Here is a 24,187-nt window from a genome sequence, read left to right as displayed (position 1 = left end):
GCATTTAGGCATTTTGAAAATCTTGTGAAATAAATCAAAAATAAGTTGACACTCTAATTGATAAGCATTATCATTATAATTTTATGTTGAAAAGTTTGAAAAACCGTTTTACAATAAGGTTATAATTTTTATAGCGAATATTTTCACATACATATTATCAGGAGGGAAAAGAATATGGCAAAATATACAATTGTTGATAAAGACACTTGCATCGCATGCGGAGCTTGCGGAGCTGCTGCACCAGACATTTATGATTACGATGATGAAGGTATTGCATTTGTAACATTAGATGATAACCAAGGTATCGTTGAAATTCCAGATGTATTAATTGACGACATGATGGACGCATTTGAAGGTTGTCCAACTGACTCAATTAAAGTTGCTGACGAATCATTCGATGGCGACGCTTTAAAATTCGAATAGTCTTTTTATTAACTTCAAAAAATCCCCCTCATTTTATGAGGGGGATTTTTTGTTATTCATCTAACTTACAATTTAAAAAGCCATCAGCGATATTCTCTCCTCTGATGGCCAAAATTTCTATGCATTTTTCATTTTTGCAAATACCCATACTTTTAAACGTGAAAACAGCGCTACAAACACAACTGTTACAACAATTCCTTTAATTAAATTAAATGGTAGAATTGCCGCTACAATCATTTGTCGCATACCACTGCTAGACATAGCAGGCTGATTTAAAAACCAAGTGTACGCTGGTAAAATAATGAAATAATTTAACACACTCATAATGATAGACATAGCAACCGTTCCTAACATTAACCCTGTTGTTAAACTTTTTACTGTGCGATGCTTACGAAATAAGAATGCCGCTGGACCAATAAATAGACATCCCGCAATGAAATTAGCTACCTCTCCAACCGGAACTCCGGTTAAACTTCCTTGAATCCCATAGTGAAGGATATTTTTTATCCCTTCTACAACTACACCTGCAATCGGACTAAAAATAATCGCTGCAATTAAAGCTGGCACATCACTAAAGTCAATTTTTAAAAATGGCGGAAGTCCTGGAAATGGAAAATCCAACATCATAAGCAAATACGCAATACTACTAAGCATCGCTACACTCACCATTTGTACTACACTGTTTTTTTGTTTCATCATTCTCTCTCCTTTTCCATCGATCATCTCATGGAAAGTGGAAAGGTTCTGCTATGCCTATTTTTTCATGATACGAAAAAACCCTTTGTGGTTTACACAAAGGGAGAATTTTTAGGCACATCAAACAGACGTTCAAAGAGCTATCTTTTTTGAACGCTTGAACCTCCATCTTCTCCCATCCAGACTGTACTGTCGGCTTTGGAATCTCACCAAATCCTGCCTTAACGGCTCGCGGGCTTAGAACGAAAAGCAACTGTTCATCACCGCCGGTCGGGATTTTCACCCTGCCCCGAAGATAGACCGATATTCTATTTTCTTCACCATTATACAACAACATCATACAGTTGTGAATAAAAATGTTTATAACTTACGAATAGTAAGCATCGTTCTATATAAGATTTGTCTTATTAATACTCAATAAAAAAGCTATCGAATTATTTGACAACACAATCCATATTTTTTACAATCTGACTTTTTCCTGCGTAATTCCCTAGTCATTCATACAGAAAAGTGATAAGATGTTGAATTGTTAAGATAAGAGCATTTTCTTAATACGGAGGAAATGTCATGAAGAAAGAAAAAAGACACTCTATTCAAGAAACGATGAAAAAAAACTTAAGAAAAGAATACTTTTATTTAAAAAAGGAATTACTTTTCTACTGTCCAATTGATTTAGGCACATTTTCAAGAGAAACATACTATGCTACTTTTGACAAAGAAGGAATTAGTGTATATCAGTATGATAAAACAACAGAAAGTAAACTAAAGCTACGCGAGCGTCACCTGTGGAAAAGTTGGGATAAAGTGAAAATTGATCACTATTTAACAACATCACAATTTGTTTTCCAAGGAAAACGAAATTGGATTCTCTCTCTCTTTCATAAAGGGAAAGAGGCCCAAAAAATAATTAAAGAACATACTTCTTTACAAACAGAAGTTGTTTCCCGATCCTTTTTGAAAAAGCTTCCTGGTTTTCGTTCCAATACAACTTTAAACAAATATATAGGCAGCATTTGTTATACAGCACTTATTGCATTTTTATTAAAGTGGATAATTCCATTTCAAGTACAAGTTGCCTTGTATTCGTTTTCTATCGGCTGTATGCTCCTTGGTCTACTTTGCTTTACAATTGGACTAATCGAACCAACCATTGTATTATTTCGAACGAAGGAAAAAACAAGGACAAAGGTCTTTTATTATTATAGCTATTTAGCCATTTCTGGATTTATATGTGTCTTTATTTTTTGGTAAAAAAAGAGCTAGTCCTACTAGCCCTTTTTTTAATTCATATATAATTTTTGATTTGGATAAATTCGATCTTGTTGTAATGCATTTTTTACTTTTATCTCATGAACAGTCATGCCAAACTTACGGGCAATACTGACCAATGTATCCCCTTTTTGCACAATATACATCGATGATGAAACCACTTGATCCCTTTCTCCATTTAAAACAAACAATGGATTCATTGCATTTCTTTTCCCAAATGTCCAAGCACCTTTATGAACTTCTAAGTGCAGATGTGCACCTCGTGATTCACCTGTGTTTCCCACTTCACCAATTACCTCACCTCTTGTAATATGATTCCCTTGAAATACATATCTCTTATTTAGATGGGCGTAAACGGCCTCATATTCTCCATGCTTAATAAACACTACATTTCCATAACTATTTGAAAAATAGGATTTTGTCACCGTTCCACCTCGAATAGCGGCAATCGGTGTTCCGATTGGAGCAGCTATATCAATACCATAGTGTTTTCCATTTCTTGTTCCAAAATAGTCACTAATTCTTCCATCTACCGGCCATGTCCATCGTCCGTCCTCAGCATAAGCATATAATTGAGAACTAAAAAACAATCCAAAGACAAGTATCCCGACTTTTAAGCCTTTCATATACATCCTCCGTTTTTTAATAACCGCCACACTTTCTCTATTGTGGTATATTACGGAAAAAAGTATACAAAAAAGAAAGTGAATTACTCCACTTCCTTTTTACGAAAACCAATTGCACTTCGTTTATATTCAACATCTTTCACCATAAGGCGAGCATTTATCACCCTAGCTATTGCGAATAAATAATCAGATAATCGATTGACATATCGTAATACAACTTCATTTATTTCCTCTTGCTTTCCTAATGATACAATATAGCGCTCAGCTCTCCGCGTTACCGTACGTGCAACATGGGTCACCGCAGATGCTGGGCTCCCGCCAGGTAAAATAAAACACTCTAATGGTGGCGCTTCTTCTATGTAGTGATCAATTCGTCCTTCTAAATATATGACCATTTCTTCTGTTACTTTATAAGGTAATTTTTGCTGCACAATTGCTAAATCTCCACCGCAATCAAACAATTCATGCTGAATCTTTTCAAGCTCCTCATGTATGTCTTGAAAGCATTCTTCTTGAAGCATAGTCATCGCATATCCAATATGAGAATTCGCCTCATCAATTGTTCCATATGCTTCTACACGAATATGATCTTTATCAACTCGTCCACCTATAATACTCGTTTGTCCTTTATCTCCTGTTTTCGTATATAGTTTCAAATATTCTACACCTCTCTTTTAAATTTTTATTCATTACACGATCCATCAAATGTAAGTATACATTGAAAAAAACGACTTAAACCTTTCTTTTTTTGATGGGAGAGAGCATCCGACCATGCGTAGAAACGGTCAGTACCTTTTAGCCCCATGCCATGTGAGAACAGAAGGAGAAAATGAGCGGAGACCTTCTTTTATTTTCATAGCCGTGACTTATATGCCAGCAAATCAACATGGATTTATTCTTTCCTTAGTCTAAGCTTCTTGTCTTTCAATCAACTTTCATAGAGAGACTACCATCTACAAATAGTACAATAAAACAAAAAGCTCTAATATTCTTCATTCCATTGAGAAAATATTATAAACTCAAAAAGAATAAAAAATACTAGAACTTCAGTATTGACTCACAACAATATCACTTATATTGATTGACCTGGTAAATATACAGAGAATATTGTTCCTTCTCCAACGACACTTGATATAGAAACTTTACCATTATGCCCTTGTACAATGTTTTTAGCAATTGCAAGCCCTAAACCAGTACCACCTGTTTTCCCACGTGTTCTTGCTTTATCAGCTTTATAAAAACGATCAAACAAGAACGGAATGTCTTCTTCAGGAATACCAGCACCTGAATCTTGCACTTCAAACATGAGTCCATTATTTTTCGTATCAATAATAAGCTCAACATGACCACCTGCATTTGTATGCCTGATTGCATTGTCAATTAAGTTCGTTAATACTTGCTCCATACGATCTGGATCAAACGAATGTTGCTCAATTGGATTACGGAAATCAACTGTTAACCGCACATTTTTTTCTTTTGCAATCCCTTGAAATTTGCGTCCAATCTTCTCAACAAATGGATGAATATCCACTTCAGATATATGCAATTCAACATGACCACTTTCCATACGCGCTAAATCTAAAAGCTCATTCACAAGGCGACCTAAACGAACTGACTCATCATAAATAATTTGTACAAATTCATTTATTTCTTCTTTTGTTTGAACAATATCATCCAAGATTGCCTCACTATACCCTTGGAGCATAACCATCGGTGTGCGCAATTCATGAGACACATTCGCAATAAAATCTTGACGCATTTTTTCAAGGCGACGTTCTTCTGTCATATCACGAAGCACCGCCACAGCACCGCGAATTTTTGTTTGATTATATAGCGGCGTCATAAGGACAACGTAGTTACCCTTTTGTAAATTAATTTCAATGACTTGCTGTTGCTCACTTTCTACTACAAGATGAAACAACTCAACAAGTTCCGGCGGTAAATTCCTACTTAATTCCAACTCTTTTTCTTCTTGCCAAACTTGTAAAAAATGCTCCGCCGGTGGATTGATAACAACAACCTCACACTCTTGATTTAGCGTTACAACCCCATCTGCCATACTGCTTAAAATACTAGAAAGTTGTTCTTTTTCTTGCTGTAGTGCATTAATATTAAACTTTAATTGTTTTCCCATTTGATTTAACGCCGTTGCTAGCTCTCCTATTTCGTCTTGCGAAACCATAGGTGCTTTCGTATCAAATTTCCCGCGCGCTACTTCAAAGGCCACTTCACGCATTTTACGAAGTGGAGCTGTAATTCGTGTCGATAAGAAAAATGCAAAGAACGTTGTTAAAATAATCGCAATTCCCGCTGATAAAAAAATAAAATCTGTCGCTTTTTCCATACCTTGTTTTGGAACTTGCAATGATTGATACACAAACACCGCACTATGATTTGATGATTGCAGCGGCTTGCCAACAATCATAATATCATTTTCAGAGTTCTTCTTCGTTTTGTCATCAGACACTTTTTTTATTTTTTCTTTATTTTCTTTTTTATCTATAAAAACAGCTGCTAAATCTTTATCCTTTTTCAGATCTTCTATTGTAAGATCTACCAATCCTTCTTGTTTCGGTGAAGAAGAAACTTCATGATCCCCTTTTACAATAATAATTCGTGAGAGCGGATCAGCAAACTTATACGCGATATTCTCAATCGTTTTTTCGTCTGCACCTTCTTCAATTAATTCCGAAACACTTGTCGCTACTTTTGTAAGCCTGTTTTCACTCATTTCAATATAGTAATTATCAAAAAACTGCGAAAGCAAAATGGCAACAAAGCCAAGAACAAATGAAACAAGAAGCAATATGGTCATCCATAGCTTTCCTACTACACTTCTCCAAAGCATCAGTCGTTCACAACCTCAAACTTATAACCAACACCCCATACAGTTACGATCATCTTCGCTGCATCAGCTGATTTTTTACTTAATTTTTCACGTAAACGCTTTACGTGCGTATCTACTGTACGCAGGTCTCCAAAGAATTCATATTGCCATACCTCTTTTAATAATTGCTCACGATCAAATACTTTATCAGGAGCCTTTGCTAAAAATAGTAACAATTCATATTCCTTTGGTGTTAAATTGACTTCATCACCATCAGCAGTAACGCGATGCGCATCGTTATCAATTGTTAAATGCGGGAATACAATAATATCTTTTGTTATTGTATCTTGTGTAAAGAATGTTGTTGTCACAGAACGTCGCAAGACCGCTTTTACACGAAGGACTACTTCACGTGGACTAAACGGCTTTACGATATAATCATCCGAGCCAACTTCAAATCCTTGCACCCTGTTTACTTCTTCACCTTTAGCTGTCAGCATAATAATTGGTGTTGCTTTTTTCTCACGAATTCCTTTACATACTTCAATCCCATCTTTTCCAGGCATCATGATGTCTAATAAGATTAAATCATAATCATTTTGCAATGCTTTTTCTAAAGCTGTATCACCATTATCAGCCTCATCAATCGTATATTGTTCTCTTTCTAAATACATTTTTAATAAACGGCGAATACGATCTTCATCATCTACAATTAAAATTCTTGGTTCATTTTCCATTGCTTCCCGCTGCCCGTAAAAAAACATGACAACGGTTCACACCTACCTTTCTATGATGTAATACGATTTTTACTCTTATCTCATAATAGATAATTCTAAAATGTTAGTCTTCCACCTTAGACATTATACTTCACAAGAATAATAAAATTTGTTCATTTCTTTTCCAAAAATATGTATTTTTCTTGAACAGGACATTTAGGCCCCGACATCATTTTACAAAATCAGCCTTTATTTTGCCATGTTTTTCTCAAAAAAGAAAAGAAATTGGCAAAAATAAAATAGGAAAGTGACAACCACTTTCCTATTTTATCATGCTTCACTGAATCGTGTACTCCCCCTCCAAAAAAGAGGTAAAACCTTACGCATATGAGTGCAAACCAGCAATAATTAAGTTTACCGCTATAAAATTAAACATGATAATCGCAAATCCAATTACCGCAAGCCATGCTGACTTCTCACCATGCCATCCTTTAGATAAACGTAAATGCAAAACTGCAGCATAAAAGAGCCATGTAATGAGCGCCCATACCTCTTTTGGATCCCATCCCCAAAAACGTGTCCACGCAATTTGCGCCCAAATCATCGCAAAAATTAACGCTCCTAACGTAAAGACTGGGAATCCAATTGCAATAGATCGATATCCAATTTCATCAAGTAAATCACTGTTAACGTTTTTCACTACTGGCTGAAGGGCTGCTGATACTCTTTTTCGTAAAATTAATCTTAATACAATATATAGTCCCGTTCCAATAAGCAGTGACCAAATTACTGTATTTAATTTCTTTGCATTTATTATAGCAGGCATTTCTGCAATCGGTTCAAGTTTTCCAGTTGTTATTAACTTCCCTTCATGGGGTCCAACTAGTGCAGGCAGATTATATTTCATCTCGACTTTTTGTTCATTTTTATCCACCCATTGAAACTTTGCTTCATATTTTGTTGCCGAATAAACTGTTGTTACCGCTATGAATCCGACAGCGCAAACGAGTGTAAACACAACTGTTTCTAACCAAAATGTCCGTTTCGTCCTTTTTGACTGATCTACATTTTTAAGCAAATATATGACACCTGTAATAAAACTAATTGCTAAAATAGCTTGTCCAGCTGCGGCCGTTGTTACATGAATATGTAGCCAATTACTTTTCAACGATGGAATAAGCGGTGAAATTTCTCTCGGAAACATACTTGCATATGCAATTAACAAAAGGGCTACTGGTAAAGCGAATAATCCGACTATGCTTACACGATACATGAAATACATAACAATAAAAGCACCAACAAGCATCATGCCGAAGAATGTACCAAACTCAAAGAAATTACTTACTGGTGCATGCCCTGAAGCGATCCACCTTGTTACAAAGTATACAGTTTGAGCGACAAATCCTAAAATTGTTATGGTTATACCTATATTTGCCCACTTCCGACCTTTTTCTTTAATCGCCCCCCCGAAGAACAGTGTTGCAATTAAATAGAAGATGAAAGCGGCAAATAAGAAATTACTGCTGATTTGCACCATATATTCTCCCCACCTCAACTAATTTTTTGATCATTTACTTTGTCGTATGGTTGTGGAATTGTTGTTCCTTCAAGCACTTTCTCAATATCTTTCCGCAAGCCAAACCAGTTTTTATTTGTATGGCCAGCAATCCACCATTCATCTTTAACACGTTGTATCCAGATACGACGATGATTCCAATACATCCCTTGAATCACACCAACCATGAAGATAAATCCTCCGATTCCAAGAATCCATAGTGTCAAATCTTTTCTCACAATAAGCCCCGTTGCATTTCGCATTTCTACTCCTGCAAAGGTCATTTTATATTGATTATTTCCTTCTGGTTCTATGTTTTGTTGTATACCTACAAAACTCACTTCTCCTTCTGGCGTCTCTGGTGTAAACATTTTAAAAACGAAAGCTGGGTTGTTCGGAATCTTTGTTTTTGTATTGGGCTGACCATTCTCATCAAAATAAAAATCAGGAAAATAACTTAATAATTTTATAGAATACCCATCTCCTAAATCGTATGTTTCTTTTGGATTTTCTAAGTTAACTTTAATGGGTTTCCATTTTTTCTGATTGTCTTTTTTCTGTAAAGAAAAAGACATACTACCAAATTCATTTTCTTTAAAATCTAGTTGATATAGAGCAAACTGATCAAATTTTAACGGTTCATTCACTTTAATTTTAGATTCCTTTACCTTTTCTAACTTTGGTTTTTGTCCAGCTATATTTTCTTCTACAACTTTATACAATACAGCATTTGTTTGGTAGTTTTTAGCGATCATTTTATCGCCTACACGCTCAATCGCATCATTAAATACTTTATCATCTTTACTCTTGTCATAAACTTCTTTTATAAACTTTTCATTCTTCAAATAATATTTCCCATCAGTTCCTGGGATCTCTTTTGTTTCCCCATCACGTAGCCACAGTGCTTCATCCACATACATACTCGGAAGAAAACGTAGCATTGCTCCGAATAGAAAAATGATAAGACCGATATGATTCACATATGGACCCCAGCGAGAAAATCTTCCTTTTTCCGCTAAAATATTTTCGCCTTCGACTCTTACACTGTAATTTTTTTTCTTTAAATTGGCTTGAATCTGTTCTAAATCCCCCTCTTTTGGAGAACCTGTCCCATACAATCGTTGTCTCTTTAAAAAACTTGGGTGTCTTTTTACACCCTGCTTTTTTAAAGCTTTATAAAGCGGAATTACACGATCTAAACTACATATCACAAGTGACACACCAATCGACGCAATTAAAATTATATACCACCATGAGCTATATAATTTATTAAAACCCAATTGGTAATATAGTTGTCCAAGAAAACCATATTCCTGTTCATAATATTCACTTGGTGTAACACCTGGAGGTATATACATTTCTTGCGGAAATATGGTTCCAACTGCTGATGCTAATAGAGTGATAACAATGAGCCATACCCCCACCTTTACGGAAGAAAAAAAGCTCCAAACTTTATCTACTATCGTTCTCGTATGAATAAGAGAGCGCCGGGCACTCCCCTCATATCGCATATCTAATAACCTCGTATCTTCCTTGTTTTCAAAAGGTTTCCCGCAAGCTTCACAAAAAATTGTGCCTATTGGATTTACATGTCCACATTCACACTTTATCTGTTCCAATATTCTCACCGCCTCTTGTTTCTATTTATCATTGTATCTTCCAAACGCAAGTTACCGCAATACTCAGAATTTTCAAGATAGGTACTAAGACGAAGCAAAGCACCTTCATCTATCAAACTCTTTTACTATTCGTTATGTAAAGGCTTTCTTTACTAAGGAGTAATTTTCTTTAAATATTCCTCCATTTGTTCCTTTGTTTGTGTACCAGTAATTTTCTCGATTACATTTCCTTCTTTATCAATTAAAAATGTTGTTGGCAGTGGACCAACGCCATATGTACCAATTATTTCTTGCCCTTTATCAATCGCAACAGGGAACTTTAATCCATATTGATTCACAAAATTCTTCACCGCAATATTCGTTTCATCTGCATCTAATGCGATGATTTCAACGCCTTTTTCTTTATATTTAGGATATAATTCATTCATATAAGGCATCTCTTTTTCACACGGTTTGCACCACGTTCCCCAAAAATTTAAAAATATCCCTTTTCCTTTCAGGTCATTTAGCTCGATTTTTTTTCCTTCTAAATCTGAAACAACAAAGTTAGGTGCTTTTTTCCCGATTTGCATTTTTTCCTTATCAACAAAAAAACCTTGATAAAGTGTGAATCCTACTGCCACGCTTAAAATAAGCAAAATGAGAATGCGAAATAGTAAGCGATTCTTCTTCATACTCTCTCCCCTCTCTTTGATGAATTTATATGTAAAAAATTTCTGTAACTACTAACTTGTCCTTTATTTCAAGCATTTGTTTATTTTAATATATATGCCTCCATAATCACTCACCAAAACGATCGGTTCAACTAATCATCCATAGGGGATAAAACTCCCCCCACGGATGGAAGTTTCACTTTACCACTTATCTCGGCTTTGTAGAAGCAAGCGCACGTAATTGTTTTACTTCATGAGGTGATAACTCTCTTGCATCACCAGGGCGTAGACTTCCTACTTCTAAGAAAGCATAACGTTCACGTTTTAATTTCATTACTTTACAGCCAAGCGCTTCAAACATACGACGAACTTGACGATTACGCCCTTCATGGATCGTTAATTGTACAATTGCCATCTCTTTACGCTTATCCCAAGAAAGGATTTTCACACGTGCTGGTGCTGTCTTTCCATCTTCTAATACAACACCTTTTTCTAACATGCGAATTTTCTCTCCTGTTAATGGGCCTTTTACTTTTGCAACATATGTTTTCTCAACTTTATATTTTGGATGCATCAATATGTTTGCAAAATCACCATCGTTTGTCATAAGAAGTACGCCAGACGTATCATAGTCTAAACGACCAATTGGGAATAGGCGCTGTGTGATTTCAGGGAAAAAGTCTGTAACAACTTTTCTTCCTTTGTCATCTGATACGCTCGAAATTACGCCAGTTGGTTTATATAGTAAGAAATAAATAGGTTCTTCTTTTTCAAGAGGGATATTATTTACTTCTACTTTATCTTGAGGAGTTACCTTCGTTCCTAACTCAGTCACTACTTTACCGTTAACTTTAACTTTTCCTTGCTGAATAAGTTCTTCAGCTTTTCTTCTTGATGCAATTCCTGCTTGCGCAATCACTTTTTGTAATCGTTCCATTTCCATTATTCACCTCAAATTTATCTTACCTTCATTAGAAGGAGTTGGCAACCGCCAGAACATATAGCAGCCAGCCTAACATATCGTAAACAACATAGCTATGTTTCTAAACTTATAAAGGCCGAATTCGGTTTCAATTCTTTATTATTGTTTACCCTCATATAGTTGTTCACAACAAAAGTTCATTATTTTGTCAAAAATATTCCACAAAAAAACCACTATTAAGCCTACCCTTAATAGTGGTCGTATACGTATTATAAGCGAATTAACTCAAAAAATGAATACCGATTACTGAAACAATAAAGAAACAAACACAATAGAACAAATAATCCCAATTAAATCTGCAAACAACCCTACCTTTAAAGCATCACCCATTTTACGAATACCAACAGCTCCAAAGTACACTGTTAAAATATAAAACGTTGTATCTGTACTTCCTTGCATTGTGGAAGCGAGCCTACCAATAAATGAATCTGGTCCATATGTAGCAATTAAATCTGTAGTAATACTTAATCCTGCCGAACCAGAAATGGGGCGTATGAGCGCAAGTGGTACAATTTCTGCTGGCACGTGAATCATATCCAACACTGGCTTCATTACAGAAATCATGGCATCTAAAGCCCCAGATGCCCTGAAAATAGAAATGGATACGAGCATCCCCACCATAAATGGTAAAATAGAAATAGCAATTTGGATTCCTTCTTTCCCACCTTCTACAAATGATTCGTACGTTGGAACTTTTTTTATCGTGCCATATAATAGAATAAAACCAATCACACAAGGTATCACCCATAATGAAATTGTATTAACAATACTCACTTTTTCCGCCCCTTTCTACTCCGTCTGCGGTAAAAATAGCGGTCAATCCAAATAGCCCCAATCATCGATAGTACTTGTGCAATAAACGTAACACCAACAATTTCAGTCGGATTCGCCGATTCATACGTCATTCGGATTGAAATCACAGTAGTCGGTATCAATGTAATTGCAGATGTATTCAAAGCTAAAAATGTCACCATAGAACGACTTGCTGAATCCTTTCCTCCATTCAGTTCCTTAAGTTGTTCCATTGCTTTAATACCAAGTGGCGTCGCTGCATTTCCTAACCCAAAAAAGTTTGCCATCATATTTGACAAAATAAATCCCATCGAAGGATGATCCTTTGGTACTTCTGGAAACAATCTTTTTACAACTGGCATGAAAAATGAGACTAATTTCTTTAATAAGCCCGCTTCTTCAGCAATCTTCATTAACCCTAGCCAAAAGACTAAAACACTAATCAGCCCAATACAAATGGTTACTGCATCTTTTGACCCTTCAAAGACTGCTTTATTCACTTCCTCCATCGTTCCGTTTATCATCGCATATACAATCCCAATAACCGCCATCGCCACCCATACGAGGTTAACCATCTGTTCCAACACCTAACATATGAGAGAAGATTTCTATCACATCATTCCAATATACTCCAGTTGTAGCAACCAACTTTCGCTTACTATAAAACAAATTACGTTCCCCTACTTTTTCTTCATTAATATAAACTATTGTCTTACCGACTTTCTCTCCATCTACTAATTTTGCACTCCTATCAAGTTCAACCTTTAGCATAACCTGTTTCTTCTCATCTTTCGTTAGCGGTATAGCGAAATCATTTTTTATATAAACATGATTTGTATACTTCTTTTCCTGCAGTCCAGAGAGCGCTCCTTGCCCTAGAACCTTCGTTAACTCATATTGCTTAAACCCTTGATCAAACAAATACATATGGTCGTCCCAATCATTAGACGCATTAAGTGTCACTACAATTAAATCTAATCCATCTTTCGAAGCTGTTGTAACAAGTGTACGCCCTGCTTTTTTTGTAAATCCCGTCTTGCCTCCTGTTGCAAATTCATAATAAGAAGTTACAAGTTTATGCTTGTTTTTCCATGGATAATCCCACATTTTCGATTGATATGTTTTTGTTCCAAAAATTTTCCGAAACGTTTCATTTCCCATTGCATAACGTGTTAAAAGTGCCATATCATATGCAGACGAATAGTGCGTTCCATCCCCATCTAGACCATGTGGATTTGAAAAATGTGTATCTTTCATTCCTATTTGTTTCGCTTTTTCGTTCATCAAATAAACAAACCCCTCTATGCTTCCCCCAACATTTTCAGCAATTGCTTGTGCTGCATCATTACCGGAACGAAGCATTAAACCATAAACTAAATCCTCTAGCGGTACTTTTTTTCCAGGTTGTAAATAAATTGCCGACCCCTCTACTCGAACAGCCTTATCGCTAATAGGTACAACTTCTTTCATTTTCCCTGATTCGGCAGCGAGTAAGGCAGTCATAATTTTCGTGATGCTAGCAATTTTTTGTGATTCATGTTCTAACTTTCCATATAACACACGTCCTGAATGTTCTTCCATCAATATGGCATTATGGGCGCTTACATCATTCATTTGTGCATATGTATGAATCGGTATAACACTTGCACACATTATAATAAGTGCAATTACAATCCAAGTTCGTCTCATATTCCCCCACGTCCTTTTGGCACTTTTTGTACAAGTGTATGCTTGGCCCCTTAAAATATGAACGAAATATTCTTTTCTATACCAGCAAAAAAGACGCACAAATATGCGTCTAATACGGTGTCCACTCAAGCTGTTTCGCACTTTCAAATCGCTTTTCCACATCGGACCAATTCACAACATTCCACCAATTTTTAATGTACTCATCTTTCCGATTTTGGTATTGCAAATAATATGCATGTTCCCATACATCAAGCACAAGTAACGGTATCGTATCCCACTGTGTGAATAATTGATGAAGGGTACTTTGTAAAATTTCTAATCTTCCCGAGCGAGGTACCCACACAAGAATAGCCCAGCCAGATCCTTCTACCTTCGATGCAGCTTCTGTAAAATGCTTTTGAAAACGTAAAAAACCCCCAAAATCTTTCTCGATTTCTCGAGATAATGCACCTCTTGGACTTCCCCCTCCATCTTTTTTCATGTTATTCCAAAATATCGTGTGCAAATAATGACCTGAACCGTGAAAAGCCGCTTCTCTTTCCCAATGCTTGATTAAATCAAACTTATTTGTTTTCCTTGCTTCTTCCATCATTTTTTCTGCTTTATTCAGCCCTTCCACATAACTCCGATGATGTTTATCATGATGTAGCATCATAATCTCTCGAGAAATATATGGTTCCAGCGCATTATATGGATAGGGTAACGGAGGAAGCGTGTGACCCCCAATTGGAACAGATCTCTCAGTATACGTTCTTTCATATAACTCATATTGCTCATTTTCTTGCATAAATACTTCTTGTAAATGATTCTGGATGTGTTCCACATCATCACTTATCTCATACAGGAATTCAGCATCTGTTTCATACTCATTTTCTTTCATACGGTCTAATAGCATTTGAATTTTATAAGCAAGCATATGGACGTCATAAACTTCAGTTGCACGACTATCTAATACGTGAAGAACGCTTTCACACCAATTTTCTACTTCATGAAAATAATCCGTAAATACACCTTGCTGATTCATACGACACCTCCTCTATGCTATCCACTTTAACTATATTCAGCGTCCGCATCGTATATACCGTACAAAACAGCAAAAGAAGCTAGTCTTTCTCTAGCTTCTTTGAGTATTCTCTAATACTTATATAAAACATATACTAGAGCTATTCATCCCTACAATCAAAGACAGTAGTTCCCTCATCTTATTATATACATCCATTTTAATTCCCCAACATATAAGTCGCGGTTATAAAAATAAAAAGGAACCCCTACTCACTTTCTCCTTTTGTTCTCACTTCGCATGGGGCTGAAAAAGGATCTGACCACTTCTATCCATGGCCGGATCCTCTCTCACACCTAAAGAAAATGGTTTTATTAATACTTGTGTAACATCTTTGTTTGATAGTCCGTTTCGTAATATTCCAGCTCCTCACGCATTGTTTGAAACTTTCCTTCTAATTCTTGCATTACTTTTTCAATTGAGCTAGGCGGTATTTGTTGAAAAGCAATGGAATTTTTCCCTGTATATGCCGAGCGACTATTTTCATACCACTGATCACTTTTTGGCGAAAAGAATTCAGCAATTACTTGATGATAGATTTTATATAATGTTCTCTCAGCAGCCGTTTTTCGAAATGGTTGACTACTCAATAAAACAAGGCACGCATCCAAGCCTTCTTCACAAAATACAAGGAGTCGTCTTAATGATGATAATAAACCTTCATAATAATGTTTATTCCCTTCTGGTGACTCTTCTAATAAAGAAGGTAATGTATGATAATTAACAAAATCAGTCATTAAATCAATAACTTCTTCTAAAAATTCAGAAACTTGATGCGTTTGATTTTCAACCATTGAATTAGACATATCCTTTTCTCTCCTTTTCCATTTTACGCTATTTCTACTTTTTTATTTTTATGTAACTCAGCCATTATGTCTTGTACTTTTACCACTGTTTTATCATCAAAATTTTTTTGAAAATCTTCTATCCTGTTAATATATACACGCTTTTGCCCACGAAATTCTTTATTTTTAATAAAACAAGCTAGAGCAACGATATCACGTAAATATATGTCTTGTTCTTCTATTTTAAAAACTGGATTTCCTTCAAACGGAGTAATTCCTTGTAAAATTTCTTCAAAATAACGGACATATAATACAGAAAATGTTTTTTCTTGTTCACCCAAAATATAAGTTACTTCGGATCGATTAAAGAAATCTTCTGATGTATTAGGTTGTGCTTTTTCTAGCTCATGGCCTGCGTAACCTACTATAACCATCCGCTTTCCCCCTCTTCCTTATTTCGTTCTATTTTAACTTACTTTTCTGAATAAACAAAACTTTAATTTATTATTAATTCTTAGCAAAAAAATATATAACATTTCTATATTTATATAAAAAATAGTTTTTATATCCTGCAATTTACCTTTTTATTTTTCATGAAGTTTGTCATAATAAGAATATTGTCTCAGTTTTCTTATGCAAGGAGAGTTGTATTTATGTCGTTTTCGTGGAAACGTTTCTTACAAATCGGAAAAATTATTTTCCCATTTGTTGTCTTGACAATTGTATTCTTTCAAGCTCGGAAAGAATTGTCAGGTATTTCATTTCGAGAAGCAATTGAAACAATTAAAAACATTCCGACTGGAGGAGTCTTTTTAGCTATTACGCTCGGTGCGTTTGCTGTTTCAACAATGTTCTTTTATGACTTTGTTATGCTCCGCTATTTAAAAGCAGATGTACCTGTTCAAAAGATTTTCCGTGTTTCTTGGATTGCTAACACCTTAAATGGATTTATCGGTTTTGGTGGACTTGTTGGAGCAGGTATACGGACAATGTTATATCGGCCTCACGTAAAAGAGAATGGTAAACTTATCAAAAGCATCGCTTGGATGACAACTGCTTTTATAAATGGATTATCCCTTCTCTCATTCCTCGGTCTTATAGGAATACTAGATACAAGTTTTATTTTACATGAAAAACCTTGGCTATGGCCTGTCCTCATCTTTTTTGCTCTTTTTGTACCGCTATATATTGGATTTTCCAAAATTAAAAATCGAAAAAAGCAACACATAGAAGGACAGGAAGAAATCAAAGAGAAGAACCCAACCGTTCTATATTCACTTGTTTCATTAGTGGAATGGCTTTCTGCCGGCATCGTTATGTATGTTATTTTAATATTATTTGGAATTGACATCGATTTCCGGAAATTTTTAGGGGTTTATGTTATTGCAGCATTAGCAGGGGTTGTTAGTCTTGTACCCGGTGGTCTTGGTTCCTTTGACCTTGTCTTTTTAACTGGATTAGGACAATACGGTATCGATACAGGCGTATTATTACCTGCCATGTTATTATACCGCCTCGTATACTATATTTTACCATTTTGTCTTGGGTTAATTTTTGCCGCTTTTGAAATGACCGGAGCTGCCCTAAAAAAGATTGAAGATAAACCATTTATTGCACCCGCCTTAGAAACAACAGGTGTCATTTGGACATTACAACGTGATTTTTTAGGAAAGCTAGGTCCATGGGCATCAGCTGCTTTAACAGTCTTTACCGGCCTAATGGTCATCTTATCGACCATTTTACCGACGAGTATAAATCGTGCTCACGCATTACACATTTTAGCTCCAAAACATCTTATTCAATTTTCTTTTAGCTTATCATTAACATTTGGAATTCTGCTCCTTATTCTATCAAGAGGTATTTATTATGGAACAAAACGTTCCTACTATATGACTATTGTTTCTTTAATTGGAGCAGCCATTTTTAATACACTGAAAGGAATCGATATTGAAGAAACCTTTATTTTACTAATCGTGCTAGCCGTATTATATATGCTTCGCAAAAGATTTGTACGTGAAAAAATGTCAGTTTCGCTTTCCGATGTAGTAAAAGTATTTATATTTTTACTACTAACATTATACTTGTATAAAAACTTAGGCATCCTATTCGCAGGAGCAAAAGAAGCTTTCAAGCCCGATTTTGTCGTTCGTAATATTACGCAAGTAAAGAGAAGTGCACTTGCAGCTGCTTTCTTTGTTCCAACTTTTTTACTCATCGGTTCTCTTATCGCGAATCGCTATCGTAGTGTATTCCCTGAGCAATCAGCAAACGATAAACGTCTGCAAAACTTCTTAGATGAATATGGCGGAAATGTACTAAGTCATTTAGGTTTTTTAGGAGATAAACAATTCTTCTTTAGTAGTGATGGAAAAGCACTTCTTTTATTTTCAACAACAGGAAAACGACTTGTTGTACTCGGCGATCCAATTGGGGATCCGTCTTCTTTCCGTAACGTACTACAAGAATTTTTAGCTGAAGCGGATCGATTTGGATATATTTGCGTTTTCTATCAAATTGAAAGCAAATGGATGAGTTTATACCATGATTTTGGCTATAACTTCTTTAAACTTGGTGAAGAAGCTGTTGTTGATTTAAATACATTTACTATATCAGGGAAAAAGCGTGCTGGATTACGTGCAACTTTTAACCGTTTTGAACGTGAAGGTTATACCTTTTCCATTCATCAACCACCATTTTCAGACGAGTTATATGAAGAATTAAAAAATGTTTCAGCCGCTTGGCTTGGGGGAAAAAAAGAAAAAGGCTTTTCTCTTGGATACTTTGATCGTGAGTATATAAGTCGCGCCCCTATTGCAACTTTATCTGATGCTGAGGGAAAAATCATTGCATTTACAACGTTTATGCCTGTTTATCAAACTGGTGAACTTTCTATCGATTTAATGCGTTATTATCCAGATGCACCTGGCGGGATTATGGATGCAATCTTTATTCATTTATTCCAATGGGCAAAAGAAAACAGTTATCATTCCTTTAACATCGGTATGGCCCCGCTCTCTAATGTTGGTTTATCCACACAATCCTTTTGGTCTGAGCGCGTCGCTGCAGCAATTTTCAATAACGTTCGTTATACATATAGTTTTAGTGGTTTACGGCATTTTAAAGAAAAATATAAACCGGCGTGGAGTGGAAAATATTTAGCATTCCGGAAAAATCATTCCTTGCCAATTACAATGCTTGCCGTAACAAAATTAATAGGAAAACGAAAAAGCAGCTAGCATCACTAGCTGTTTTTTCGTTTCTGAACTTGGAGTATAAACTCTTTTTCATACTTTTTTCCGTTTATATAAAATGTTCCCCATATTTTATACGTCCCTTCCTCTGGGAATGTAATACGATATTGCAATTGCTCTTCTTCATTTACAGGGACTGCATATAAAAAATGTTCTCGTTTTTCATCGATTATATAAAGCGTCGCTTGTTCTCCAGTATTGGAATTAAATTTCACACTTTCTCCTTTTTTTATTTGCAGCTGAAATGTCAATGTAGCTGCTTCATTTGGGTGTAGCGCTCCAAATAAAAGCGACATTTGGTAATCACCAATTTTTTTGGTGAGCACTGTATCTTCTATTACATTCTTTTGTTTCTTCTCTTTTTCCTCTTCCCCAAAATTCTTCCTAGAAAAGAACTGTTCTGTTTTACCATGATCCTCATATAAGAAAATCGTATATGCTTTATCTTTCGTTTTGCCTGAGGATAGCTTATATGAACCATTTCCAGCAAATGCAGGAGTGATTCGCTGAATTCCCTTTAACTGCTCGTCCACGATAATAGCTCTAATACGATCATTAACTCCACGAATTTCGTTGTTATTTTTATTAAACAGTTGAAATGTAATATCTATTTTTTCATTTCCCTTTCTATTTTTTATATCCCATTTTACCTCTCGAATGTCCCCTACTGTTTCTGTCGTTCCTTTATACTTTTGCATGTAAAATCCACCAGCTACAATAAATAGTAACGCAATTAGCCCAATGACAAGATTTTTCAAACAATCACCTGCCATACTTTTTTTATAAATTGTAACATAATTCTGACTATTGTACCTATAAAAAGAACATTGCTACACCTTCTTTCTACATATGTCCATTTTGATTTTCCAACATATAAGTAGTTGCTATGAAGAATAAAAGGTGACCCGCACTCGTTTTCTCTCTTTGTTTTTACTTGGCATGGGGCAGGAAGAGGGTCTGACCGCTTCTATGCATGGTCGGATGCTCTCTCCCCCCTAAAAAGAAAAGGTTTATATCGGTTTTTCAACTTGTATTTATATATTTCTTTTTTACAAAAACCCGCTATGTAATAAATAACAACCTATTGAAAACGTTGAATCTTGCATATACTACAAATAAGAAAAAGATTTTAATTGGTAGGATTCCTAGTGTATAATGCAGGTGATGTTGATTTATATCTATACATAACAAGGAGGATTTTTATGAGCGTTCATATTGAAGCAAAACAAGGTGAAATTGCTGAATCTATTTTACTACCTGGTGATCCACTACGTGCAAAATATATTGCAGAAACATTTTTAGAAGATGTAACTTGCTATAACAATGTACGTGGTATGTTAGGATTCACTGGAACTTATAAAGGAAAACGTGTCTCTGTTCAAGGGACAGGCATGGGTGTTCCTTCTATTTCTATCTATGTTAACGAATTAATCCAAAGCTATGGAGTGAAAAACTTAATTCGCGTAGGTACATGTGGCGCGATTCAAAAAGATGTAAAAGTACGTGACGTAATTATTGCAATGACGGCTTGTACAGACTCTAATATGAACCGTTTAACATTCCCTGGATTTGATTTTGCACCAGCTGCAAACTTTGATCTTTTAAAGAAAGCATATGATGCAGGAACAGAAAAAGGATTACATGTTCGTGTTGGTAATGTTTTAACAGCAGATGTATTCTACCGTGAAAGCATGGACATGGTGAAAAAACTTGGTGAATACGGTGTGTTAGCTGTAGAAATGGAAACAACTGCTCTTTATACATTAGCAGCGAAATACGGTGTAAATGCATTATCTGTATTAACAGTAAGTGACCACATCTTCACTGGAGAAGAAACAACATCTGAAGAGCGTCAAACTACATTTAATGAAATGATTGAAATCGCTTTAGACGCGGCAATTCAACAATAATACACAAAAGAACTTGTCATACGTCTGGCGAGTTCTTTTTATTGTTTTCTAAATCAAATAATTACTTTATATGACTTTTAATAAAAAACTATTCCAGATAGAGACAGATTTTCAGCATCTACTTTCTTTTATCGTTTGTTATAATAGAGAAAATATTTATGCGAGTATTCTTTTATGAGGTGAAGAAGTGAAAAAAAGAAGCATTGTCTTTAAACTATTTTTATTAACATCAACATTATTTACTGTTACCTTCCTCCTTTTTTTCGTTGGGCAATCATTGTTTTTAGAAACATTTTATATTAATAAGAAGGTTCAAACTGTCCAAACTGCCTTTGAAAAATTTTTATCAAGTTATGAAAAGAGTGAGGGAACATTTGAGGAAATAAGAAAGCTCAAACAAGAATTTCACGAAAAAACAAACGCTGACGTCGTTTTATTAGATCCAAATGGAATTATAAAAGATGAAAATAATTACTATATTGAGATTGTGGATAAATCAAATAAATCGTATTCCATTCCACTCAACAATATTTTAACAATCGATGAATATACGAAGTTTATGAATTTACAGTTAAAAAGTAATGATTTTATTTCCATAGATGGAATTTTAAAAAAAGATGTAATTATACCTGTTACGATTGCGACTCGTTATAATACATGGAAAAATGATAACATCATTTCTGACTTTAAATTATTCAATATTGATTGGACAAACGCTAAGAAAAATAAATATGCAAAAGACACAAGACTTGGCGCCCATACATTTGAAGGGGTTGTATCCAAAATACACCTTCCTTCCAAAAACGACCTTCGTCTCGCAAATAATTTAGAGACATTACAAGGAATTCAGCATTGGGAACTATCTGTAATGCTAGGTAAAACAAATTCAAATGAATTGACAACATTTACAATCGGAGAAGAGGAGAATGGAAAAAGTCAAGTTTTTGTAAAGCCAGTTATCGAAAACGGTAAAATTAAAGAATTTGCTTTTGCGATGACCTCCTTACAACCTGTTAATGAAGCAATGCTCGTTTTAAAAGATTATTACGTTTATGCCTTAATTGTCGTATTTCTCGTCATTATTTTATTATCCTTTTATTATTCAAAAATCATTGTTAAACCGCTTATTAAAATGAACCGAGTCACAAAAAAAATGGCTAATTTTGATTTCACTGAAAAATTACCGGTTTCAGTAGATGATGAAATTGGCGGTTTATCTAGTAGTATTAATACATTATCAGTAAACTTAAAAGATCGCATAGATCGATTAAACATTGCGAATACAAAATTACAGCAAGATATCGAACGAGAACGCCAATTAGAAAAAACTAGAAAAGAATTTATTTCTGGCGTATCTCATGAATTAAAAACACCACTGAGTGTTATTAGAAGCTTTGCAGAAGGTATTAAAGATGGCGTCAGCAAAGATAACACATACTATACGGATGTTATCTTAGAAGAAACAGAAAACATGAATCGACTCATCGTCGAAATGCTAGAATTAGCAAAACTAGAATCTGGCACGTATAAACTAGAAATGAGTACTTTTTCACTTGGTGAACTTGTCCAACAAGTGTATACGAAGTTATTATTTAGTATGGAAGAAAAACAATTACAAGTAGAAATCGATGCAAATCCCTCTATATACGTTGAAGCGAATCGCAATCGCATTGAGCAAGTTGTTGTGAATTTACTCAGCAATGCAATTCGCTATACACCTGATGGTAAAGAAATTCGTATTCGTGTTATAGAAAATGAAGAAAAAGTAAAAGTGGAAATTGAGAATACCGGTAATCCAATCCCAGAGGAAAGTTTACAAAAGATATGGGATCGCTTCTATCGTCTAGACGCTTCCCGTAGCCGCCATACTGGAGGAACTGGACTTGGTTTATCAATTGTAAAAAACATTTTGGAACTACACCATGCCAAATATGGTGTATATAATACCAATGATAGTGTCGTCTTTTATTTTGATTTACAAAAAATAAAAGAAGTCAAATAATTTGTCTTAATTTCACGAGGAGTTCACATGAAATTCACACTCTCCCTTTATAGTAGTAAGCAAGTTAATCCTTTCCTTTACACATATAAAAGAGGAGAGTGCGTGAAATGAAACAAGCAGGACAACCTATTCAAAACGAAAAACAATTAGAAAAAATCAAAAATATACTTTTACAATCTTCGAAACGTGATGGCTTATTATTCGTATTAGCTGTAAATTCCGGTCTAAAAGTAAGCGAGATTTTACAATTAAAAGTTGGTGATGTCATCGATGAGAATGAAACTGTTCGTCACTCCATTTTATTTTACAATGAAAAAGTTAAAAAACATAAATGGTTCGCTGTAAACGAAGACTTACAGCATGCAATCGAAGATTATATGAGAGAACGTAAAACATGGAAACGAAATGAACCATTATTAAAGTCTCAAAAAGGAACAAAATCCATTACAAGACAGCATGCATGGTATATTTTAAACAAAGCTGCAAAAGAAGTTGGTTTAGAAGGGATTAGCTCACATACACTTCGAAAAACTTGGGGATATTGTGCATATAAATCTGGTGTTGATATTGCATTTTTACAACACTTCTTTGATCATAGTACCCCATCAAAAACTTTAAAATATATCGGTATTGCATAAAAAACAGCCATGGTTCTTATACATAAAAAAGGTTACCAACTTTAAACTTGGTAACCTTTTTTATGTTTCATATTCTCTTTTCTTGTTTCTCCTATATTGTAGTGGTACTCTAATAACAAGGGGGAGAAATTATGAACACATTAACAATTGAATTACCAAAAGAAATAGCAGAAAAACTTGGTTTATTAAAACAGGCTTATCAAAAGAAAACAGGTGCTACAATCTCAGAAAGTACACTCGTTCAATCACTTATCTCGAAGGAGTTTATTCAAGAAATCACTCCTTTTGATTTACAACAATATGTAATAAAAAAGGAACAGCGCTAATCGCTGTTCTTTTTTATAAACCATACAACTTTATTGCAAACGGTTAAGCTTTGTTTTAAATACACATTAAGCGTACCAATACTTCTTATATACACCAGGACCATCTATTTCAACTTTTAAACTTTTCGATGCGTTGACGCTCCAAAATGGATTTACTAATAAAGGCCTTCCGATTGCTATTACGTCTGCACGTTGATTCCTTAATATTTCTTCAGCTTGTTTACCACTTTCAAGTGAATGACCCCTCCTTAACACTCTTACGAGTCGTTTGAAGAAGGGGCTTCCTGTTTCATAGAGTGTTGCTGCTTGAGAATCCAAGCAGTCTTACATACTCTCCACAGGCGTCGTTTATACTGTTTGGACACAAC

24 protein-coding genes and 1 riboswitch are annotated in these 24,187 nt (G+C 35.1%); of the genes, 7 read left to right on the top strand and 17 right to left on the bottom strand.

The annotated features are described in order from the left end of the window. Positions 1-174: 174 nt before the first annotated feature. On the top strand, positions 175-423 hold the full coding sequence (locus BPMYX0001_RS06825) for a ferredoxin (protein WP_003206564.1): 249 nt from the start codon (positions 175-177) through the stop codon (positions 421-423). A 117-nt stretch (positions 424-540) separates the two neighbouring features. Here BPMYX0001_RS06825 and BPMYX0001_RS06820 read toward each other — a convergent pair whose 3' ends face one another. Next, positions 541-1,119: an ECF transporter S component gene (locus BPMYX0001_RS06820; RefSeq protein WP_033796014.1), complete on the bottom strand. Its 579-nt coding sequence runs from the start codon at positions 1,117-1,119 to the stop codon at positions 541-543. Between the two features lie 163 nt (positions 1,120-1,282). Continuing rightward, positions 1,283-1,420, bottom strand: a riboswitch (FMN riboswitch). Positions 1,421-1,686: 266 nt separating this feature from the next. Between BPMYX0001_RS06820 and BPMYX0001_RS06810 the strand changes: the two genes are divergently transcribed. After that, complete coding sequence (locus tag BPMYX0001_RS06810; RefSeq protein WP_003206567.1) at positions 1,687-2,370, top strand: hypothetical protein; 684 nt, start codon at positions 1,687-1,689, stop codon at positions 2,368-2,370. A gap of 29 nt (positions 2,371-2,399) precedes the next feature. On the opposite strand, the gene BPMYX0001_RS06805 is transcribed toward BPMYX0001_RS06810, so the two are convergent. The 14 genes from BPMYX0001_RS06805 to BPMYX0001_RS06740 form a co-directional block, all read right to left on the bottom strand. Continuing rightward, positions 2,400-3,014: a peptidoglycan DD-metalloendopeptidase family protein gene (locus BPMYX0001_RS06805; protein WP_033798762.1), complete on the bottom strand. Its 615-nt coding sequence runs from the start codon at positions 3,012-3,014 to the stop codon at positions 2,400-2,402. A gap of 83 nt (positions 3,015-3,097) precedes the next feature. Then, the gene (locus BPMYX0001_RS06800) at positions 3,098-3,670 is read right to left on the bottom strand and encodes a cob(I)yrinic acid a,c-diamide adenosyltransferase (RefSeq protein ID WP_006094234.1); all 573 of its coding nucleotides are present in this window, start codon (positions 3,668-3,670) and stop codon (positions 3,098-3,100) included. A gap of 416 nt (positions 3,671-4,086) precedes the next feature. Beyond that, positions 4,087-5,862 (bottom strand): ATP-binding protein, encoded by a 1,776-nt coding sequence (locus BPMYX0001_RS06795; RefSeq protein ID WP_003206574.1) that lies wholly within the window; start codon positions 5,860-5,862, stop codon positions 4,087-4,089. After that, positions 5,862-6,578 carry a DNA-binding response regulator ResD gene (gene resD / locus BPMYX0001_RS06790; protein ID WP_033799630.1) on the bottom strand — a complete coding sequence of 239 codons (717 nt, stop codon included), beginning with the start codon at positions 6,576-6,578 and terminating at the stop codon, positions 5,862-5,864. Before resD ends, BPMYX0001_RS06795 begins: the two co-directional genes overlap by 1 nt. Before the next feature lie 358 nt (positions 6,579-6,936). Next, positions 6,937-8,094, bottom strand: a complete 1,158-nt coding sequence (gene ccsB / locus BPMYX0001_RS06785) for a c-type cytochrome biogenesis protein CcsB (protein ID WP_003196285.1) — start codon at positions 8,092-8,094, stop codon at positions 6,937-6,939. Positions 8,095-8,108: 14 nt separating this feature from the next. Next, positions 8,109-9,734, bottom strand: coding sequence for a cytochrome c biogenesis ResB family protein (locus BPMYX0001_RS06780; RefSeq protein ID WP_033799629.1), 1,626 nt, complete (start codon positions 9,732-9,734; stop codon positions 8,109-8,111). Positions 9,735-9,883: 149 nt separating this feature from the next. After that, positions 9,884-10,405 (bottom strand): thiol-disulfide oxidoreductase ResA, encoded by a 522-nt coding sequence (gene resA, locus BPMYX0001_RS06775; protein WP_003206580.1) that lies wholly within the window; start codon positions 10,403-10,405, stop codon positions 9,884-9,886. A gap of 187 nt (positions 10,406-10,592) precedes the next feature. Beyond that, complete coding sequence (gene rluB, locus BPMYX0001_RS06770) at positions 10,593-11,321, bottom strand: 23S rRNA pseudouridine(2605) synthase RluB (RefSeq protein ID WP_018764251.1); 729 nt, start codon at positions 11,319-11,321, stop codon at positions 10,593-10,595. A gap of 288 nt (positions 11,322-11,609) precedes the next feature. After that, positions 11,610-12,140: a spore maturation protein SpmB gene (gene spmB / locus BPMYX0001_RS06765; protein WP_018780997.1), complete on the bottom strand. Its 531-nt coding sequence runs from the start codon at positions 12,138-12,140 to the stop codon at positions 11,610-11,612. After that, positions 12,137-12,733 (bottom strand): spore maturation protein SpmA, encoded by a 597-nt coding sequence (spmA, locus tag BPMYX0001_RS06760; RefSeq protein ID WP_016114058.1) that lies wholly within the window; start codon positions 12,731-12,733, stop codon positions 12,137-12,139. The genes spmB and spmA overlap by 4 nt, the downstream gene beginning before the upstream one ends. Continuing rightward, positions 12,726-13,847: a D-alanyl-D-alanine carboxypeptidase family protein gene (locus BPMYX0001_RS06755; protein WP_006094225.1), complete on the bottom strand. Its 1,122-nt coding sequence runs from the start codon at positions 13,845-13,847 to the stop codon at positions 12,726-12,728. The genes spmA and BPMYX0001_RS06755 overlap by 8 nt, the downstream gene beginning before the upstream one ends. Before the next feature lie 109 nt (positions 13,848-13,956). After that, a complete protein-coding gene (locus BPMYX0001_RS06750) occupies positions 13,957-14,871 on the bottom strand; it encodes a superoxide dismutase (protein WP_003206588.1) in 915 nt (304 codons plus the stop codon). A gap of 350 nt (positions 14,872-15,221) precedes the next feature. Continuing rightward, positions 15,222-15,713 carry a DUF3907 family protein gene (locus tag BPMYX0001_RS06745; protein WP_018764247.1) on the bottom strand — a complete coding sequence of 164 codons (492 nt, stop codon included), beginning with the start codon at positions 15,711-15,713 and terminating at the stop codon, positions 15,222-15,224. Positions 15,714-15,736: 23 nt separating this feature from the next. Continuing rightward, positions 15,737-16,126: a hypothetical protein gene (locus tag BPMYX0001_RS06740; RefSeq protein WP_003196277.1), complete on the bottom strand. Its 390-nt coding sequence runs from the start codon at positions 16,124-16,126 to the stop codon at positions 15,737-15,739. Positions 16,127-16,345: 219 nt separating this feature from the next. On the opposite strand from BPMYX0001_RS06740, the gene mprF reads away from it, so the two are divergent. Next, complete coding sequence (gene mprF, locus BPMYX0001_RS06735; protein WP_006094224.1) at positions 16,346-18,928, top strand: bifunctional lysylphosphatidylglycerol flippase/synthetase MprF; 2,583 nt, start codon at positions 16,346-16,348, stop codon at positions 18,926-18,928. A gap of 5 nt (positions 18,929-18,933) precedes the next feature. On the opposite strand, the gene BPMYX0001_RS06730 is transcribed toward mprF, so the two are convergent. Further along, on the bottom strand, positions 18,934-19,716 hold the full coding sequence (locus tag BPMYX0001_RS06730; protein ID WP_006094223.1) for a hypothetical protein: 783 nt from the start codon (positions 19,714-19,716) through the stop codon (positions 18,934-18,936). A 429-nt stretch (positions 19,717-20,145) separates the two neighbouring features. Here BPMYX0001_RS06730 and deoD point away from each other — a divergent pair, with 429 nt between their 5' ends. The 4 genes from deoD to BPMYX0001_RS06710 all read left to right on the top strand — a co-directional run bounded on the left by deoD (position 20,146) and on the right by BPMYX0001_RS06710 (position 23,819). Beyond that, the gene (gene deoD / locus BPMYX0001_RS06725) at positions 20,146-20,853 is read left to right on the top strand and encodes a purine-nucleoside phosphorylase (RefSeq protein ID WP_000110708.1); all 708 of its coding nucleotides are present in this window, start codon (positions 20,146-20,148) and stop codon (positions 20,851-20,853) included. Between the two features lie 187 nt (positions 20,854-21,040). Further along, positions 21,041-22,855 carry a sensor histidine kinase gene (locus BPMYX0001_RS06720; RefSeq protein WP_006094221.1) on the top strand — a complete coding sequence of 605 codons (1,815 nt, stop codon included), beginning with the start codon at positions 21,041-21,043 and terminating at the stop codon, positions 22,853-22,855. A 107-nt stretch (positions 22,856-22,962) separates the two neighbouring features. Then, positions 22,963-23,493, top strand: a complete 531-nt coding sequence (locus tag BPMYX0001_RS06715) for a tyrosine-type recombinase/integrase (protein WP_033798761.1) — start codon at positions 22,963-22,965, stop codon at positions 23,491-23,493. Between the two features lie 131 nt (positions 23,494-23,624). Then, a complete protein-coding gene (locus BPMYX0001_RS06710) occupies positions 23,625-23,819 on the top strand; it encodes a DUF3924 family protein (protein WP_003206602.1) in 195 nt (64 codons plus the stop codon). Between the two features lie 66 nt (positions 23,820-23,885). Here BPMYX0001_RS06710 and BPMYX0001_RS06705 read toward each other — a convergent pair whose 3' ends face one another. After that, positions 23,886-24,137: a hypothetical protein gene (locus BPMYX0001_RS06705; protein WP_240516943.1), complete on the bottom strand. Its 252-nt coding sequence runs from the start codon at positions 24,135-24,137 to the stop codon at positions 23,886-23,888. Positions 24,138-24,187: the final 50 nt, after the last annotated feature.

Source organism: Bacillus pseudomycoides DSM 12442 (assembly GCF_000161455.1).
GTDB lineage: Bacteria > Bacillota > Bacilli > Bacillales > Bacillaceae_G > Bacillus_A > Bacillus_A pseudomycoides.
This window is presented reverse-complemented; position numbering and strand designations above follow the sequence as displayed.

Coding starts and splice junctions, on each gene's coding strand:
- BPMYX0001_RS06820 (WP_033796014.1), bottom strand. CDS start 1,119: ATGAAACAAAAAAACAGTGTAGTACAAATGGTGAGTGTAGCGATGCTT.
- BPMYX0001_RS06750 (WP_003206588.1), bottom strand. CDS start 14,871: ATGAATCAGCAAGGTGTATTTACGGATTATTTTCATGAAGTAGAAAAT.
- BPMYX0001_RS06825 (WP_003206564.1), top strand. CDS start 175: ATGGCAAAATATACAATTGTTGATAAAGACACTTGCATCGCATGCGGA.
- BPMYX0001_RS06710 (WP_003206602.1), top strand. CDS start 23,625: ATGAACACATTAACAATTGAATTACCAAAAGAAATAGCAGAAAAACTT.
- mprF (WP_006094224.1), top strand. CDS start 16,346: ATGTCGTTTTCGTGGAAACGTTTCTTACAAATCGGAAAAATTATTTTC.
- BPMYX0001_RS06805 (WP_033798762.1), bottom strand. CDS start 3,014: ATGAAAGGCTTAAAAGTCGGGATACTTGTCTTTGGATTGTTTTTTAGT.
- rluB (WP_018764251.1), bottom strand. CDS start 11,321: ATGGAACGATTACAAAAAGTGATTGCGCAAGCAGGAATTGCATCAAGA.
- BPMYX0001_RS06755 (WP_006094225.1), bottom strand. CDS start 13,847: ATGAGACGAACTTGGATTGTAATTGCACTTATTATAATGTGTGCAAGT.
- BPMYX0001_RS06810 (WP_003206567.1), top strand. CDS start 1,687: ATGAAGAAAGAAAAAAGACACTCTATTCAAGAAACGATGAAAAAAAAC.
- resD (WP_033799630.1), bottom strand. CDS start 6,578: ATGGAAAATGAACCAAGAATTTTAATTGTAGATGATGAAGATCGTATT.
- BPMYX0001_RS06795 (WP_003206574.1), bottom strand. CDS start 5,862: ATGCTTTGGAGAAGTGTAGTAGGAAAGCTATGGATGACCATATTGCTT.
- deoD (WP_000110708.1), top strand. CDS start 20,146: ATGAGCGTTCATATTGAAGCAAAACAAGGTGAAATTGCTGAATCTATT.
- BPMYX0001_RS06740 (WP_003196277.1), bottom strand. CDS start 16,126: ATGGTTATAGTAGGTTACGCAGGCCATGAGCTAGAAAAAGCACAACCT.
- BPMYX0001_RS06730 (WP_006094223.1), bottom strand. CDS start 19,716: ATGGCAGGTGATTGTTTGAAAAATCTTGTCATTGGGCTAATTGCGTTA.
- BPMYX0001_RS06745 (WP_018764247.1), bottom strand. CDS start 15,713: ATGTCTAATTCAATGGTTGAAAATCAAACGCATCAAGTTTCTGAATTT.
- ccsB (WP_003196285.1), bottom strand. CDS start 8,094: ATGGTGCAAATCAGCAGTAATTTCTTATTTGCCGCTTTCATCTTCTAT.
- resA (WP_003206580.1), bottom strand. CDS start 10,405: ATGAAGAAGAATCGCTTACTATTTCGCATTCTCATTTTGCTTATTTTA.
- spmA (WP_016114058.1), bottom strand. CDS start 12,733: ATGGTTAACCTCGTATGGGTGGCGATGGCGGTTATTGGGATTGTATAT.
- BPMYX0001_RS06715 (WP_033798761.1), top strand. CDS start 22,963: ATGAAACAAGCAGGACAACCTATTCAAAACGAAAAACAATTAGAAAAA.